General features: G+C 38.0%; 19 protein-coding genes. 9 read left to right on the top strand and 10 right to left on the bottom strand.

The window, feature by feature from the left end; genetic code table 11:
- Positions 1–9 precede the first annotated feature (9 nt).
- The 3 genes from JML65_RS05975 to JML65_RS05965 are packed head-to-tail and all read left to right on the top strand — an operon-like array spanning position 10 to position 3,870.
- On the top strand, positions 10–2,403 hold the full coding sequence (locus JML65_RS05975) for an FdhF/YdeP family oxidoreductase (RefSeq protein ID WP_084087355.1): 2,394 nt from the start codon (positions 10–12) through the stop codon (positions 2,401–2,403).
- Between the two features lie 13 nt (positions 2,404–2,416).
- Entirely contained in the window at positions 2,417–2,929 is a 513-nt protein-coding gene (locus JML65_RS05970; protein WP_237390797.1) for a molybdopterin-dependent oxidoreductase, read from the top strand.
- A gap of 26 nt (positions 2,930–2,955) precedes the next feature.
- On the top strand, positions 2,956–3,870 hold the full coding sequence (locus tag JML65_RS05965; protein ID WP_202270199.1) for a bestrophin family protein: 915 nt from the start codon (positions 2,956–2,958) through the stop codon (positions 3,868–3,870).
- A 36-nt stretch (positions 3,871–3,906) separates the two neighbouring features.
- On the opposite strand, the gene JML65_RS05960 is transcribed toward JML65_RS05965, so the two are convergent.
- From JML65_RS05960 to moaA, 5 genes are read right to left on the bottom strand one after another with little or no spacing between them, the layout of a single operon-like run.
- The gene (locus tag JML65_RS05960; protein WP_202270198.1) at positions 3,907–4,947 is read right to left on the bottom strand and encodes a ThiF family adenylyltransferase; all 1,041 of its coding nucleotides are present in this window, start codon (positions 4,945–4,947) and stop codon (positions 3,907–3,909) included.
- A gap of 5 nt (positions 4,948–4,952) precedes the next feature.
- The gene (locus tag JML65_RS05955; protein ID WP_202270197.1) at positions 4,953–5,564 is read right to left on the bottom strand and encodes an NTP transferase domain-containing protein; all 612 of its coding nucleotides are present in this window, start codon (positions 5,562–5,564) and stop codon (positions 4,953–4,955) included.
- Complete coding sequence (gene moaC / locus JML65_RS05950) at positions 5,542–6,021, bottom strand: cyclic pyranopterin monophosphate synthase MoaC (RefSeq protein WP_084087363.1); 480 nt, start codon at positions 6,019–6,021, stop codon at positions 5,542–5,544. The genes JML65_RS05955 and moaC overlap by 23 nt, the downstream gene beginning before the upstream one ends.
- Before the next feature lie 5 nt (positions 6,022–6,026).
- Positions 6,027–7,271, bottom strand: coding sequence for a molybdopterin molybdotransferase MoeA (locus tag JML65_RS05945; RefSeq protein ID WP_237390796.1), 1,245 nt, complete (start codon positions 7,269–7,271; stop codon positions 6,027–6,029).
- A complete protein-coding gene (gene moaA, locus JML65_RS05940; protein ID WP_202270196.1) occupies positions 7,228–8,214 on the bottom strand; it encodes a GTP 3',8-cyclase MoaA in 987 nt (328 codons plus the stop codon). The genes JML65_RS05945 and moaA overlap by 44 nt, the downstream gene beginning before the upstream one ends.
- Before the next feature lie 200 nt (positions 8,215–8,414).
- Here moaA and JML65_RS05935 point away from each other — a divergent pair, with 200 nt between their 5' ends.
- Positions 8,415–9,257, top strand: a complete 843-nt coding sequence (locus JML65_RS05935) for a helix-turn-helix domain-containing protein (RefSeq protein WP_202270195.1) — start codon at positions 8,415–8,417, stop codon at positions 9,255–9,257.
- Positions 9,258–9,268: 11 nt separating this feature from the next.
- Here JML65_RS05935 and JML65_RS05930 read toward each other — a convergent pair whose 3' ends face one another.
- Positions 9,269–10,216 (bottom strand): beta-1,6-N-acetylglucosaminyltransferase, encoded by a 948-nt coding sequence (locus JML65_RS05930; protein WP_047486473.1) that lies wholly within the window; start codon positions 10,214–10,216, stop codon positions 9,269–9,271.
- Positions 10,217–10,661: 445 nt separating this feature from the next.
- Here JML65_RS05930 and JML65_RS05925 point away from each other — a divergent pair, with 445 nt between their 5' ends.
- The 3 genes from JML65_RS05925 to JML65_RS05915 all read left to right on the top strand — a co-directional run bounded on the left by JML65_RS05925 (position 10,662) and on the right by JML65_RS05915 (position 12,435).
- Complete coding sequence (locus tag JML65_RS05925) at positions 10,662–11,366, top strand: DEAD/DEAH box helicase (protein ID WP_228450287.1); 705 nt, start codon at positions 10,662–10,664, stop codon at positions 11,364–11,366.
- Between the two features lie 76 nt (positions 11,367–11,442).
- On the top strand, positions 11,443–11,637 hold the full coding sequence (locus JML65_RS05920) for a cold-shock protein (protein ID WP_047486471.1): 195 nt from the start codon (positions 11,443–11,445) through the stop codon (positions 11,635–11,637).
- A gap of 255 nt (positions 11,638–11,892) precedes the next feature.
- Entirely contained in the window at positions 11,893–12,435 is a 543-nt protein-coding gene (locus JML65_RS05915) for a MaoC family dehydratase (protein WP_237390795.1), read from the top strand.
- Between the two features lie 68 nt (positions 12,436–12,503).
- Here JML65_RS05915 and JML65_RS05910 read toward each other — a convergent pair whose 3' ends face one another.
- The 4 genes from JML65_RS05910 to JML65_RS05895 form a co-directional block, all read right to left on the bottom strand.
- Complete coding sequence (locus JML65_RS05910; RefSeq protein ID WP_202270194.1) at positions 12,504–13,292, bottom strand: hypothetical protein; 789 nt, start codon at positions 13,290–13,292, stop codon at positions 12,504–12,506.
- Positions 13,293–13,317: 25 nt separating this feature from the next.
- Complete coding sequence (locus JML65_RS05905) at positions 13,318–13,542, bottom strand: hypothetical protein (RefSeq protein ID WP_202270193.1); 225 nt, start codon at positions 13,540–13,542, stop codon at positions 13,318–13,320.
- Positions 13,535–13,873, bottom strand: coding sequence for a cupin domain-containing protein (locus tag JML65_RS05900; protein WP_047486466.1), 339 nt, complete (start codon positions 13,871–13,873; stop codon positions 13,535–13,537). Before JML65_RS05900 ends, JML65_RS05905 begins: the two co-directional genes overlap by 8 nt.
- Positions 13,874–14,015: 142 nt before the next feature.
- Positions 14,016–14,234, bottom strand: a complete 219-nt coding sequence (locus JML65_RS05895; protein ID WP_202270192.1) for a hypothetical protein — start codon at positions 14,232–14,234, stop codon at positions 14,016–14,018.
- A 422-nt stretch (positions 14,235–14,656) separates the two neighbouring features.
- Between JML65_RS05895 and JML65_RS05890 the strand changes: the two genes are divergently transcribed.
- Positions 14,657–15,754: a calcium:proton antiporter gene (locus JML65_RS05890; protein WP_115917459.1), complete on the top strand. Its 1,098-nt coding sequence runs from the start codon at positions 14,657–14,659 to the stop codon at positions 15,752–15,754.
- Positions 15,755–16,012: 258 nt separating this feature from the next.
- Entirely contained in the window at positions 16,013–16,573 is a 561-nt protein-coding gene (locus JML65_RS05885; RefSeq protein ID WP_228406264.1) for a helix-turn-helix domain-containing protein, read from the top strand.
- Positions 16,574–16,745: the final 172 nt, after the last annotated feature.

Here is a 16,745-nt window from a genome sequence, read left to right as displayed (position 1 = left end):
TAAAAGGCGATGGAAGAACATGATAACAATAAAATAGAAAAGGAAATTAAGAATGAGCCTCAGGCAGAAAATCCTTACAGATTACTTGATCTAAAACTTACACATGTTGAAAAATCAGCTGCCGGAATTCCTGCAGTATTAGCTGCTTTTAGTGATTTATTTGAAGAAAAGGCCCCTATTCGAGGGATGAGGGCTTTATTTAAAATGAATCAGATGGGTGGTTTTGACTGTCCCAGCTGCGCCTGGCCGGATCCGGATGATGAACGTTCGGTTCTTGGTGAATATTGTGAAAATGGGGCTAAGGCTCTAGCAGAAGAAGCGACAACCAAAAGAGTTACCCCGGAATTCTTTAAAGAAAATTCTGTATTTGATCTGGCAAAACTGGACGACTACGAGATCGGCAAGATGGGAAGACTTACGGATCCCATGTACTTGCCGGAAGGAGCTACTCATTACCAACCGATAAGCTGGGATGAGGCTTTTAAAAAAATAGCAGGACATCTCAATGCACTGGAATCTCCGGATGAAGCAGCCTTTTATACCTCCGGAAGAACGAGTAATGAAGCATCTTTTGTTTATCAGCTGTTTGCAAAGGAATTCGGAACCAATAATATGCCTGATTGCTCCAATATGTGCCATGAAACTTCGGGATCAGCACTGCGTCCTACCATTGGAATTGGTAAAGGTACAGTGACTTTGGAGGATTTTTACGAGGCCGAAGTCATTGTTATTATCGGACAGAATCCGGGAACCAATGCTCCCAGAATGATGAGTGCTCTTTCAAAAGGAAAAAAGAATGGAGCTAAGATTATAGCCATAAATCCATTGCCGGAAGCAGGTCTTATGGGCTTTACCAATCCACAGAGTGTTAAAGATATTCTTAATGGCGGAGTACAGCTGGCTGATCTCTATCTGCCCGTTAAGATCAACGGTGATATGGCTCTTTTAAAGGCGTTGGAACTTTTGTTGATCGAATTTGAAAAGGAAAATCCTGGCTCTGTGTTTGATGAAAATTTTATTACAGAAAAAACAGTAGGATATGAGGATTTTATCAGACAGTTTGATCATTATAAACTAGATGAGCTGGCTTCCCTTTCAGGAGTTTCGAAAGAATTAATCTATGAGGCTGCAGTAACAATAGCATCTAAAAAAAGAATTATTTTCAGCTGGGGAATGGGGCTTACCCAACAGCCCAATGGAGTGGATATGATCCGTGAAATTCTCAATATTCTTTTGCTAAAAGGGAGTATAGGCATACCTGGAGCTGGGGTTTGTCCGGTTCGGGGGCACAGTAATGTTCAGGGAAACAGGACCATGATGATTGACGAAAAACCTACAGATGAACAACTTGACCGTCTCGAAAAGTTTTATGGTTTCAAAATGCCACGCAAGCACGGCTATGATGTCGTAAGAGCAATTAAAGCCATACATGAAGAAAAAATAAAGGTCATGTTCTGCATGGGAGGAAACTTCCTTTCGGCAACACCTGATACCACTTATACAGCCCATGCCCTCAGAAAACTTAACCTTCTGGTCTCTGTTTCTACCAAACTTAACCGGGGACATCTGGTTCATGGAAAAGAAGCACTTATCCTGCCGACCTATGGCCGCAGTGATAAAGATATTGTGAATGGTAAACTCCAGATCGTAACAACCGAAAACTCTATGGGGGTAGTTCAGGATTCAAAGGGAATACTGGATGCCGTATCCAATAATCTGATCAATGAAACTCAGATTGTCTGCCGTATGGCAATGGCTACTTTAGGAGAAAGATCTGTGGTCAGCTGGCAGCGTTATCATGACAGCTACGATGCCGTAAGGGATGATATCGAGCAGTGTATCCCGGGTTTTGAAAATTATAACGTCCGTGTCCGCCAGAAAGGAGGTTTTTATCTTCCGAATGCTGCACGGGATAAACAGGAATTCTCGAAAGAACTGGGAGGGCGTGCCCCTTTTACCCTGACAGAAGTACCGGATAATACGCTTGCTGCAGATGAATATATGATGGCAACCACCAGAACTCATGACCAGTTCAATACAACAATCTATGGATTGGATGATCGCTACCGCGGGATTAAAAATGAGCGCAGGGTAATATTTATGAATCAGAATGATATTGATAAAGCAGGTTTTAAAGCCGGAGATCGGGTAGACCTTTACAATTATGATGACGGGATAGAGCGTGTAGCACCACTGTTTATCATTGTTTCTTATCAGATTCCGGAAAAAAATACCGTTACGTATTTTCCGGAAACGAATGTCCTGGTATCCGTCAATAATGTTGTCAAGGAAAGTAATATGCCCGCATCAAAATATGTGAAAATCAAAATTATGAAACATGACCCCGAAGTATACAAAAAAGTAGATCAGATGCTCTATCAGGGGGCTATTCAAAGACCGTAATATAAAATAAACGATGAGTATAAATCAGAAATCTCTATATTTAGGCAAAATATGGATATTCGCCCTGTTTTTGATTGCGGGCATGGTATCTGCCCAGTCGCAATTTAAATTAAAAGTAAGTGGGGAGGTATCACAGCCGCTGGAGCTCTCCTTATCTGATCTTGTAAAAATGCCCAGAAAGGAAGCTAAATTAAAAGATAAAGAAGGAAATGTTCATGTGTATACAGGAGTTTCTGTTCTGGATATTCTTGCCAAAGCCGGGGTTCCTTCCGGTAAAGAATTACACGGTGAAAACCTTTCCAAATACCTTCTGGTACAATGTACCGATGGATATCAGGTTTTATTCTCTCTGGCAGAGCTGGATCCGTCGATTGCAGATAAAAATGTGATTGTAGCAGACACCACAGACGGTAACCCATTATTGAAGGAAAAAGGTCCGCTCCGTATCATTGCCGAAGGTGAAAAAAAACCGGCCCGGAGTTCTTATCAGGTAGAAGCCTTGATTGTGGGGCATATTAAAAAGTAATTGTAACAAGTAATGACAAAGAAAATATGATTATTAGGAAAAAAGAGCACTGGTTTAAAATGCTTTTTGTTTGGCATGGATCTGTATTACCGGCTCTGTTGCCGCGTTTGTTGCTTCTTTTTGTATTTTCTTTGGGAGTGGTTTACTTTCGTGGAATTGTTTTTTCCTTTAAGATTCCGCTTAATCCCGCACCGCTTACTTTATTTGGTTTTGTACTTGCTCTTTTTCTGGGATTCCGTAATAACGTAAGCTATGAAAGGTTCTGGGAAGGACGCAAATTATGGGGAGCTTTACTGAACACTTCACGGTCACTGACACGCCAGGTACTGACTCTTGGGAATATAAAAAATGATACATCAGTCACCGAATTTATTGACCTGCTCAGTTCTTTTATTTTTGCCTTAAAACATCAACTCAGAGGAACGGATCCTTATGAAGATTTAAAGGACAGACTGGACGGAAAAAAACGGGAAACTGTACTTGCCGCGAAATATAAACCTGCAGTTATTATGAAATTAATGGCAGACTGGGTCAGGGAAGCAAAAGAGGGCGGTAGGATCGACTCTATTCAGCAGGCGCGTTTTGATGAGAACCTGGATAAACTTTCAGATATTGTAGGAGGTTGTGAACGGATTGTTTCCACGCCGATACCCTACAGTTACCGTGTTCTGCTTCATCGTACAGTGTATATCTATTGTTCTCTGCTGCCTTTTGGATTAGTAGATACTTTAGGCTGGTTTATGCCCCTGATCGTTGTATTCGTAGCGTATACATTTGTCGCATTTGAAGCCATAGCAGATGAAATTGAAGAACCCTTTGGTACAGACGCTAATGACTTGGCATTAAATAGTATGTGCGAAATGATCAATGCTACCATTCATGAAATGGCCGGAGAGACCATTCCTGTGGTGCAGAAATCTTCACAGAATATTATCGATTAAATATTTTCGGACATTTTAAAATCTGCCTCAAGGATTTTAGGGATACATTTTATAAATACCATCCTGTAAAGAAAACACCGCTTTTCCGGGAAAAGCCTTTTTAATTTTCCGTGCTGCTTCCTTGCTGCGTTTTCCGGACATGCAGTAGACTAATACCTGGTGGGAAAAACCGGAGATTTCATCAAAATGATTTTCTAATTCATCCAGAGGAATGTTCTTTCCGCCAATATTGAAATTCTGATGTTCATGGTCATCACGTACATCGATAAGATCAAAATGTTCTTGATTTTCTTTAAATTCTTCGAAGGTAAGTGTGGGAACAGTCTGGGGAAGATCTGTAATTTGAACTGAGGATTTTCTCAGCTTTATAATTTGTGTTTTTCCACTCATCATATTGATCATCCATAATTTCCCGGCTAATATATCTTCGGAACCTGTAAGATATTTAATAGCTTCATTGGCCTGCATGCAGCCAACGATTCCCGCCAGTGGAGGTGTTACGCCACCTTCCTGACAGTTAGGAATCTGAGATTCTTCAACATTGGGAAATACATCACGGTAATGGGTGGAATAGCTTCCGTCTTTCTGTAAAACATTCCATAGGCTGACCTGGCCCTCATATTGATAAATTGCACCGTATACCAATGCTTTTCCTGCCAGTACACAGGCATCATTCAATATATATTTTGTTTCAAAATTATCTGTACCTTCAATAATCAGGTCAAATTCTGAAATCAGATCCATTACGTTTTCAGAAGTCACCCGAAGTCTGAACGGAATGATTTGTACAGATGGATTTTGTTGCTGTAACTGTTTTGCAGCCACATCCACTTTAAACAATCCGATATCATCCGGAGTATATAAAATCTGCCGGTGCAGATTGCTTAGAGAAACCTTATCATCGTCTGCAATACCTATTGTTCCTATACCGGAAGAGGTGAGGTATTGTGCACACGGACAGCCAAGACCTCCCATTCCTACGATGAGCACCCTGGCATTTGTAAGAAGATGCTGTGCAGAGCTGCCAAATCCGGGTAAAGCCATCTGACACTGGTAGCGTTCTAGATTCCCTTCCATCTTTATTATTTTTGTCGGTTCAGTGCTCGTTCTGCTATTGCTGCTTCCTCAGGGGTGTTCACATTCATCAGAGCATCAGGATCTTGAGGTTCTAAAATAAGCGTATCACTATTGATCAAAACCTTTCTGGGACAGGTATTCCCTATACCCAGAAAATTCAGGAGCAGCGGATAGCTCTTAGGCTCCCAGATGGTAATTAAAGGTTCCGGTAACCCATCAAAAGGGCTTTTATAGGTAGTGGCCGCTTTTTCAGGATTTCGTGAATGCAGTAAAAATTCCAACGATTTTTTATCCAGCAGGGGCAGATCACAGGCGACCACCAGCCAGGCTTTATCCCGCTGGGAACGCAGTGCAGAAAGAATACCACCAAAAGGTCCCATGTTCAGAAAGGTGTCTGTTAATGGATGATACTGCCTGTCAAAATTTTCTAGCTGATCCTGGCGGCAGGAAATATAAACCTCATCACAAAATTCTGCCAGCAGATCTGCTGCAAAATAACGCTGTTCTTTCCCATGCCAGTTCATCAGATCTTTGGGAGTTCCCATTCTTTGGCTTTTTCCACCTGCCAGCACCAGGCCGTTGATGGATGGAATTTTATTCTGTTCTTTTGAAATCATTTTTTCCGCCTGTTTTTTCTATTAATTTAATCTCCTTGATAGTGATATTGTGGCTCAGGGCCTTACACATGTCATAGATAGTCAGTGCAGCTACAGAAGCTCCTGTGAGGGCTTCCATTTCTATACCTGTTTTGGCTTCTACCTCTGCAGTACAGTATATTTCAATTTCATTACGGTCGGTAAGTTCTATATCAACCTTACAGTTCTCAAGTCCTATCGGATGGCAGAGAGGAATGAGTTCGCCCGTTTTTTTAGCAGCCATAATTCCGGCAATGATTGCGGTTTGAAAGACTGAACCTTTTGGGGTATTGAAGCCTCCTTCGCTAAGCTTTTGTAAAATATTCTCAGGAATTTCCACTATTGCTTTTGCAACAGCTTTACGGCGGGTTATTTGTTTTCTGCTGACGTCAACAATAGAAGGCTGCAGTTTTTTATTGAGATGTGAAAAATCAGTCATAATCTTTAAAAATTATATTTCCATATGGGATATACCTCTCCTTTTTTAAAATGATTCTGCTCCAAAGGCAGTTCTATAAAAGCATCAGTTTCGGCGAGGTGTGAAAAATCACCGGAGCCGTTTGTATGAACGGATTCAGCGGTAAGCTGTCCTGAGGAGTTAATATTGAGCTTTACCTGTGCAAAATACTGAAGCCCGAATGGAAAGTCAATATCATCCTGCAATACCGCAAATAAAGGTGAAGTTGGAGGTGTTTCCAACGATTTTTCCAGCCAGGGAATGAAATAGCGATGCAGACACATAAATACTGAAACAGGATTGCCGGGAAACGCAAAAACAAGTTTCTGATCTTTGCTTCCAAACCAAAAAGGCTTTCCGGGTCTCTGCTTTATTTTGTGAAAGCGTTTTTCTATTCCCAGTTCCCTGCATACTTCAGGTAAATAATCAAATTTTCCCATAGAAACGCCACCGCTCAAAAGAAGTACATCATACTCCTCAATACAGCGGGCTAGTTCTTTTTTGATCTCTTCATAATGATCATTGACATGAAGGGTATCTGCCTGAATCCCATATTTTTTCAATACAGACTGTATGGAAACTCCATTGGAGCGCCTCAACTGAAATGGGGTAGGAACAGACTCTGCACTTACCATTTCATCTCCTGTAGAAATGATGGCAATCTTGGGAAGCTTTTTAACAAATAAAGTCGTTTTTCCAATAGAAGAAGCGATACCAATGATGGCAGGACTGATAATCTGGCCGGCTTTGACCAGTATTTCTCCCGCTTTTTTATCTTTTGCTTTAAGGTGTATGTTTTGCCCTTGTTTTATATCAATATTGATATGTGCCGTTCCATGATCAATTGAAATATCTTCGTAACGGATTACCGTATCCGCAGAACTGTCCAGTGCAGCACCTGTCATAATTTCAATACAATCCTCTTCCGAATGGATAGAAACAGAAGGTTCTCCGGCAGATTGTACCGCTTTAATTTTAAATGAACGGATTCCTTTTTCGTAGGCATGATAGCTGATGGCAATTCCATCCACAGTGGGCCTGTCAAAAGGAGGGAGATCCCGGTCTGCTTTGAGATCTTCTGCCAGGACTCTTCCTAATGCTGAGTCGTAATGAATGAATTCCTTTCCAAAATCCTGTGCCTCGGAAAGGATGATATTTTCTGCCTGTTGTACGGTAATCATTTCCATCTTATCCTCCGATTGTTGCCATAGACTGATGGATCTGTGCAGCATTCAAACCTGATTGTTGAGCTTCCCATCCGTCTTTGGGTTTGTGATGTATAGTATTGATGATTGTATTTTTTAGTTCCTCATTCGTTTTTCCAGCACGTATTTCGTCTTTTAAATTAACTCCGCCGCTTTCATACAAACAGCTTCTGAGCATACCCGTTGGGGTGATACGTATTCTGTTGCAGTCTCCACAAAATGAACGGGTATATGCTGCAATGATTCCAACTTCACCCATAAAGCCCGGAATCTTATAATTATAGGATGTGGAGCTTTTAGGATCTGCTAGTTTTTGAATATCAGGAAAATGCTCCCTGATATGCTGGTAGATCTTTGAGTGATTCCAGTTCAAAAGGATGTCTTTATCATTCCCGTTAAATGGCATTTCTTCAATAAAACGGACATCTACGGGAAGGGATTTTGTAAGCATAACCAAAGGAATGATATCTTCAATATTTTGATTTTCCATCACTACGGTATTGATTTTTACCTTGATATCATGTTCGATAAGGCTTTCCAATGTTTTGATGACCTTATGATAGCCCTTTCTGCGGGTAATTTTGAAAAAACGTTCTTCATCCAGGGTATCCAGACTAAGATTGACTGATTTTATTCCAAACTCCCTGAGCTGTGGAATGTACGGTTCGGTCAGAAGCCCGTTAGTGGTTAGGCTAAGGTCGCTAAGACCTTCCAAGCGCGATATTTTTTCGATGAGATCAATACTGTTTTTTCTCACAAAAGGCTCTCCTCCGGTGATGCGGATTTTATTGACCCCGAGTTCCGTAAAAACAGAACATATCCTGAGCATTTCTTCATCCGTCATCAATTCTTCCTGTTTAATCCATGAAAGCCCATTTTCCGGCATACAGTAGGTACAGCGTAGATTACACCGGTCCACAACAGCCAGTCTGAGGTAATTAATTGTTCTTCCAAATTTATCTTTCAGCATGGGGATAGAAATGTCTTATGACAAATATACTGATTGTTTTCCATGAAGCGGACTGATTCTGAATTTAGGAGTAAACAACAATACTTTTGTCACTGTTTCTGATAGTTTGTCTGCTTCAGGCATTTAATTCTAAAGAATTTCCGTTTTGATGAAAAAATATGATAGAGTATTTTATAATTTAGCTGGTATAATAATGAGCAATGGAAAAGGAAAGGATTTCAAACCAATTACCCCATGAAAGCACCCCAAAAGTCGATGTAATTTATCAGGATGAAATAAGTTCTTCCGAACTCAATAATTTTCCGGAAAACTCCTTTACCATTGTTATTTTAGATGAATGCCGGGATGGTGAATGCATTACAGATATCAATACCTATGATCTGAATTCCAGGCAATTGTTTATACATCTGCCTCAAAAAGAATATATCTGGAAATTGCCTGCTGATGTATCGGGCAGAAGGCTGATTGTTCAGGATTCTATTCTTGAAACATTCTCTCCTACCTTAAAGCATACCTTTTCACTGCATAGCAAATATGAAATGATAGAGCCGAATGATGAAGCGTATGATAAACTGAGTGCAGAATTCAGTGCTATCCGGAAGGAGATTTATTCCGAGATGATATTTCCGGAACTTATCAATGCCAGGGTAAGGCTTTTAGCGCTCATGATCAATTTATGGGTAGAAGAAATATATGGTAAATCTGTTCTGAATCACCATGACAATCTTGCCTTCAGGTTTCATTCATTGGTTCAGAAGTATTATAAAACACAGAAAAATGTGTCTTTCTATGCACAGGAGCTATGTATCACCCCTAATTATCTTGGGGTTATCAGCCGGAAACAATATAAAATTTCACCCCTTGAATTTATCAGAGAAAGAGTCTTATTAGAAGCAAAGAAATTATTGCACAGCTCCGGAAAATCGATCAAAGAGATTGCTTATGAACTTGGATTTCGAAATCTTTCCCATTTCTCTTACTTTTTCAGATCACAAACAGGAATGACTCCCAAGAACTATCGGACGGCTATGAGCAGAAGTTGATGTATTAGAAATCAGTTATTTTGATAACCATCCCTTTTTAATTCTTTCTCAATTTCATCAATTTCCGGTAAAGGAAGAAGAAAAGAGTTTTCAATATAAGTCAGGATATTTTCATCAGTTTTATTATTTATTTTTCTGATGAAAAGCTGGTTACTGGATTCCAGTTTTTTAATATAAGTCAGGATGTCCTGGTTGTTTTTGAAAATAGATTTCTCAAATACGGCTCTTTTATCATCATTAACAATAATATCATTGAATGTTGTGTTCATAAGAACGGTCTGAAAAAACGATTCAGCAGGTAAGAAGGTATAAAGATAGTAATCTTCAAAGTCCATTACCCTTTTATTGTTAGTAAGGAATATGCAGGTTTCTCTTGTAAACATAAACCATTTTCCACCAATATAAGGAGTGACCCCTTTCATAAATTCTCTTTTATAAATGAATGAAGAGATGACGTAGGCCAGTTCTGTAAAATGATTCTGTATTCTCTGCAGGGTATCTGGTCTGTAAAATTTTTGATCATAATAAAAGAGATAATTTCGGCCTTTATTGGCTGTCAGAAACTTGCGTATGATTTTTTGAGATTTAAGCGGATAATCTTCACCGCTTAGGTTAATGAAATAATCCCATTCCCGGTTGACATTCAGGAGAAACTCCATGGCGTTGAGTTCGGCCTGAATCATGCTGAAACCTCCCGATACAATATTCATGCTATCTAAAATATAGACGTTAGGAAACTGAACGGCATACTGCTGGATCTCTTCTGTGAACCTTGGAGTAGATTTCCGGTCAATATGAATAAGATAAAACTGATCCCGGGTATAAATCTTCTGAAACATGGCCTTAAATACTTCAGGCTTGTGATGCACCATAATAAAATAAGCAATTCTTACGTGCGGGGCAGCTTGTAAAGGTAAAGTTTTTCGTTGGGGATCTGTTATGGGAGAGGGGGTTTGCATATTTCGGAAGATTAAAATCATCCGCGCCTGCAAACAATTCATTTAATGTGCATAAATTACGAATATATTTTTGATAATCAACTAATTAAATATGATTTTGTTTGTTTTCTTTATTGTAGGTTTGCAGAACGTTTATAAAACAGGTCACTGCCTTTGCTACTCTGTAATAGTTTAAAATCACAATTTTTTCTGTCAGTTTTGCTTTTTCAGCTACCATTTATAGTCTTCATTCAATTGCGGAAAATAGAGATTATAAAAGTCCTATTGTAAATAGGAGCGATACGTTATTGCAGGTTAATCAGTACTATTTAATAATATTGGTACAGCCTGAGCAAGCAAAATGATAAGCTGAAAAAGAGTATTCCTTATTTGTTTATCCTAATATATCAACACAAATTCTGATAAACAGATTTGCTTACAAACTGCCGGAAATCCGGAATTTATAATGAATTTTAAAAATTTAAACTTAATCAATCCCATTATCCGCGCTGCTACAGAAGCTGGCTACTCAAAGCCTACTGAAATACAGTATACTGCCATTCCACAGATTTTAGCAGGAAGGGACATTATAGGATGTGCAGAAACGAGTGCCGAAAAAACGGCTACCTTTGCTATGCCCATTCTGCAGTTACTGAAAAAGTATACCCCTGAACATAAAGAAATACGGGCTTTAATACTTACCCCGACCCGCGAACTGGCCTTAGAGATAGAAGAAAATTTGGGGGTATACAGCAAGTATTTACCATTATCCCAACTTTCTATTTATGGCGGTGTTTTAGCCGGAAGCCAACTCGCAGCACTCAGAAAAAGAGTGGATATTCTGGTTGCTACACCCGGAAGGCTTTTGGATTTAGTGAATCAAAGACATATTGATCTCTCTAAAATTGAGATTCTTGTGTTGGATGAAACAGACAGAATGCTTGACATGGGGTTGGTCAGTGATTTAAAAAAGATTCTGAAGCTGGTTTCTCCGAAGAAGCAGACCCTGTTCTTTTCGGCAACCCTACCGCTAAACGTACGGAAATTTGCGGAAACCATCCTGAATAACCCTGTAGAAGTTACAGGAAACGCTACATATCCGCTATCACAAACTATGGATCCTTCAGTTTTCTTTCTAGAGAAAGAGAGTAAAAAAAAAATGATTTGCTGATGGATCACCACTATTTTATAAATAAATCTGTAGAGTTTACAGATCAAAATACATACAATTTTTAATAATAATTACAATGCAAGAAGGCACCGTAAAATTTTTCAATGAAGCAAAAGGCTTCGGGTTTATTTCTCCAGCAGACGGGAGTAAAGACATATTCGTACATTCTTCAGGATTAAACACAAAAATGATCCGTGAAAATGATAAAGTAGTTTTTGAAGTACAAAAAAGTGATAAAGGTTTAAACGCTGTTAATGTAAAATTAGCATAATTAAATCCTGTTTGCAGATGTGAAAATTCTGTGCTGCATACCAGCAGTCTGATTTTTTACAGATGCAAAATCCATTCACTTTTAGTATCTGGAATATTGTTTGAAAGAACGTTAATGTAAGTTACATTATGTTCATTAACCTCTTACTTCATGTAAGAGGTTTTTTAAAGATTTGATGGAATGAGAATAAGTAGATTTAATATGGTCGTCACAAATTCGGACTGATATTTGAATACTTAATGTATATACATTGGTTTGAAACAAAGTTATTATACCAATGGAAATAACAAATGCAAATGCTCACCCAATAGACAGACCTCATCGGGTCAACAGAAGAATATGGTTACGATCAACAGTTATAATGAATATAAGGCGTATGAAGGTCAGATGATTGGAGTTTCCGGCTGGCATACGATAGACCAGGACCAGATCGACAAATTTGCAGAGGCCACCTTAGATTATCAATGGATTCATGTTGATAAAGAAAAGGCAAAAAATGAAGGCCCTTTTAAATCGACTATCGCTCATGGCTACCTCACTTTATCCTTGATTCCCTATCTCTGGAAGCAAATTGCCGATGTAAGAAATGTAACCATGGAAATCAATTACGGGATTGAGAATTTTAAATTTGGACAGGCAGTTCCGGTCAACAGCGACGTTCAGTTGCAAGCTACGGTAAAATCAGTAACCAATCTTAAAGGAACTGTAAAAGTATTGGTTGAAGCTAAGTTATTAATCAGAGACCAGCGAAAACCGGCCTATACGGGAGATGTTATTTTCCTTTACCATTTTTCCTGATAGATCCTTTGTTTTTCTTAGAGTACAGCAGTATCAATCCGGAATTACAGATGATTCCATACCGGAAGCTATCTCTCATCCTTTCCATTGATCCATCTTTTAAGCATGACCCGTTCGGAGGGGGATTGATGTACACCACCTGAAAGCAGGTTTAATAAAGTGTCCCAAAGATTATTTTTTCCATTCAGTTCATTGTTATAGTTTGTTAATGCTTTTAAATACTCTTGCTGGTAATCTGTAGCCTCTTTTAAAGTATAGTTTTTAGGAATATTTTTAATAATATCCAGGGTGATTGTATTGAGAATTTTAGGGGTAAATTTTTCAACAAAGTCTGATTCAAGCCTACATATGTTGATAAGAGGAACGATTAAAGAAAAGATTTTGTCATAAAAATTACATACGGTTGTTTTCCAGGATAACCTTTCTGCTTCCGGCAAAATTTGAATGCCAAGCTGTACCATTTTTTCATGATTTTCAGTTAAGTCTTCAATATAGATTTTGTTTTGTTGCCAGAACAGAAGGGAATTAAATTTATTTTTTTGTGTAATATTCTCTTTTACATATTCAAACTGAAACCTGATATAGCCTAAACTATCACTTATATAGGCTAAAATAGATTGCCACATATTATGCTTGCTTAAGGCACAGTGAGTACTGAATACTAACCTGGATTTGTTATTCAGATGCTGTAATTCTTCTAACATCCGAAGAATTTCCGTGATATCATTACTTAGGGTACTATTAATATTTCTGATATAAAATAAAGCAACAAACTGAGAATAGTACGTTCTGTCTGAAAGGTTCTTTTTATTTCTTAGACCCAACTTATTTTTTGGATGCCTGAATAATTTTTTCATGAGAATCCTATTTGGAAATTATACATTAATGTCTTATTGTACCAATGCTTTTTTCAAAGGATTTTTGCTGCATTATTAATGATACGAGGTATTGCCTCAAATCTGTAATGGTGATATTTTTTTCTGTAAAAGAAAAAAACAGAGGGGTCTCATCTAAAAGCTCATACAGTTCTGGAAATTTTTTCTGAATTTCCACAGTAGTTTTAAAGATCTCTTTTGTTAAGCTGGATCTCTTATCTATTTTATTCATAGCCGCTTTTTATTATTGTTAGAATCATTTTAAAGCGTTTATTTCCTTTGATAGCATTCGATTGATGGGCAGGGATGGTAATGCATTCACCTTCTTCCAAAAAATAAGGATTTCCGTCAATTATTATTTCTGCTTTCCCTTCAATAATCTGTATAAAAGTATCAAAAGGGGATGTCTTTTCCGGCAGCCCTTCTCCGTCATCAAATGATATAGCACTGATATTGCCGGTTATTTTTTCTATTATTGTTCTGCTGAGTACAGAATTGGAAAGGTAGCCTACAATCTGGCTGGTCGCATGTATTTTTGATTTCTCAAGTTCTTTATGATTCATCACGGTTAGTTTTGAAAGTAAAATGTATGGTGTACTGTACATAAAAAGGGATAGAACCTCCTAACTTTCTATCCCCCTTTTAATCAAAACTCTCTGAAAGATATAACTCTATGCATAGGTTTTAATTGCTATTTGGAAAGAATTATGAAAGATTTAGTTCTTTTATAATATTCATAACCTCTTCACGATTTTTTCTCAATCTGTTACCAATTCTTTCAAGCATTTCCTTTTCCTTCCCTTTTTCAAGCTTTAAATCATGGTCTGTTAATGTAGAGAATTTTTCTTTCAGCTGTTTAGACTGTGCAATCCAGTCTCCCGGAGTTTTAGAAAATTCGTTGTCTTTGTCGTGGTTTGTGTCCATAATGTGGATTTTGGTATAACATCATTGTTACTATACAAAGTTGGTTTTTTTGTAATTCATTGTATTGTAGATTGTTGTTTTAATGTTGCATATATCACACATATTGCAAAGCTTCTATGTTGTTTTCCATAATTGAGGAAAAAATTACCTGTAAAGAGAGGAAAGTCCTGTGGCTTTTTAGAATTGCATTGATACGGGTATTATTTTAATAAATGCTTGATAATTTGTATCTTAGCGCAATATTACGTTGGATTGCCAATTTAAGTTCTGGGCTATTACTTTTTTATATCATTTAATTTTCAATTGGGCATCTCACACATTTCAAATCTATAATCCCAAGCCCTTTTCAAAAAGAAAATATAATCCTGCTGAGTCTCTCCAAAGGGGGAGTCAATCATTAAAAAAAATTAGTACTGTTTTTTATGAAGAAAAAAAAATATTTATGGATGTGGACATTTTTGGTTCCCATTTTAGCCTGGCTCTTTTATTTTGGAAGTGCTGTTTTTTCCTCAGGTTATTATTCTATACTCCTTGCCTTATTTCTTATGGGAAGTGTCCTTGCGGCAGTGTACCATTCTGAAGTCATTGCCCATCGTCTGGGTGAGCCTTTTGGAACTTTACTTTTGGCATTTGCCATTACGGTAATAGAAGTCGGGTTGATTATTTCCATAATGCTGGGAGCCAAAGGGCTGGAGACCATCACCCTTGCCCGGGATACCGTTTTTGCAGCCGTGATGATTATCCTGAACGGGATTATCGGGAGCTGCATTGTGATAGGCTCTTTAAGATACAGGGAACAAAGCTTTACTCTGCAGGGAGTAAGTACAGCATTGATCACTCTTACTGCCGTAATTATTTTTGTTCTTATCTTGCCCAATTATACGGTAAGTCATCTCGGTGGCGAATATACCTCCTTTCAGTTACTTTTTATAGCCTTGATTTGTTTGGGGTTATATCTGGGGTTTACCATGATTCAGACGATGAGACACCGGAACTTTTTTATTTCCCCGCAAAATAAGCTGCAGGAAAACATATCAGCAAAAGATCATCAGGAAAAATCTTCCAAAAAAGAGCTGTATATCAGTGGGGTACTGCTGCTCTTAAGCTTGGGAGTGGTCGTTTTCCTGGCAAAGCTTCTTTCAAAAGATGTTGAAAATATAGTGGTTTCAGCGGGAGCTCCCAGATCTCTGGTAGGAATCATCATTGCCGGTATAGTTCTTCTTCCTGAGGGGCTCGCTGCATTGAGAGCTGCAAAAAGTGATGAGATCCAAACCTCACTAAACCTGGCTTTCGGGTCTGCTTTAGCAAGTATTGGGTTAAGTATTCCAGCCATTGCCATTATATCTGTCATAACCGGTATAAGAATGACATTAGGAATAGACATTAAATCAACGATACTTTTGGGGCTCTCTCTTTTTATTATTACCGTTTCACTGGCAACAGGCAGAACCAATATTATGCAGGGAGTGGTGCTTATTGCTATATTTTTAATTTACCTTTTCATTACAGTAGTGCCTTAATAAGCATCTGTATTGGGTTTATTTTAAATTCCCGTTTCTCTTTTATTGATTTTGAAGGACGTGTTTTGCTGGATTTCGTTTCTTTTGACATTGTCCCTGTTTTTGAGTATATGTAAATTTCAGTCATTAAAGAAGGAAAGCGTTGTAATAGTCTTTCAATTTGTTATATAAATCATAGGTATTCTGATTTAATGGAGTAACTTTGAGTGAATGACTGTTAAGATGATGATGATTAACAAGCTGTAAACAGTAAGGATCATGAAGTTATACATAAAATATATGGTAAGCCTACGCTGCAAAATGGTTGTCCATCAGGAACTGGAAAGACTGGGGATTAAAGGGGCTGTCGTAGATCTGGGTACAGTAGAATTATTAAATGATATCAGTGCCGAACAAAGGCGTGTATTGAAAGAAAATCTGCTCAAAACAGGGCTTGAAATATTGGATGACAAAAAAAGTATTCTGATAGAAAAAATAAAGAATGTAGTAACGGAAATGATTCATTATTCTGATGCTCTTCCCAAAGAAAATTTCTCAGACTATGTGAGTGAAAAGCTTGGGTACGACTATACCTACCTTGCCAATACATTTTCTGAAGTGAAAGGAATGACCCTGCAGCATTTTATTATAATCAATAAAGTAGAAAAGGTAAAAGAATTACTACTATACGATGAGCTCAATCTTACAGAGATTTCCTATAAGCTTAACTACAGCAGTGTTGCGCATCTTTCTAACCAGTTTAAGAAAATCACCGGACTTTCCCCTTCATTCTATAAACAGTTGAAGAAAAAACGTCTTGGAAATTTAGAAGATTTGTAAAAAGGTGTGATATATGCAAGATTATTATAAATATATGTAGCGTAACCTATTCTGAAACACCCATCTTTGTATCGTAGTATTCTTGTATATTAAAGAATACAGTGTCTATAATAATCGATTAATATGATAAAACAAAGACTGTGAGGATTTGAAGAACAGTCTGAGAATATAA

It is taken from the genome of Chryseobacterium sp. KMC2 (assembly GCF_016756935.1).
Taxonomy (GTDB): domain Bacteria; phylum Bacteroidota; class Bacteroidia; order Flavobacteriales; family Weeksellaceae; genus Chryseobacterium; species Chryseobacterium rhizosphaerae.
This window is presented reverse-complemented; position numbering and strand designations above follow the sequence as displayed.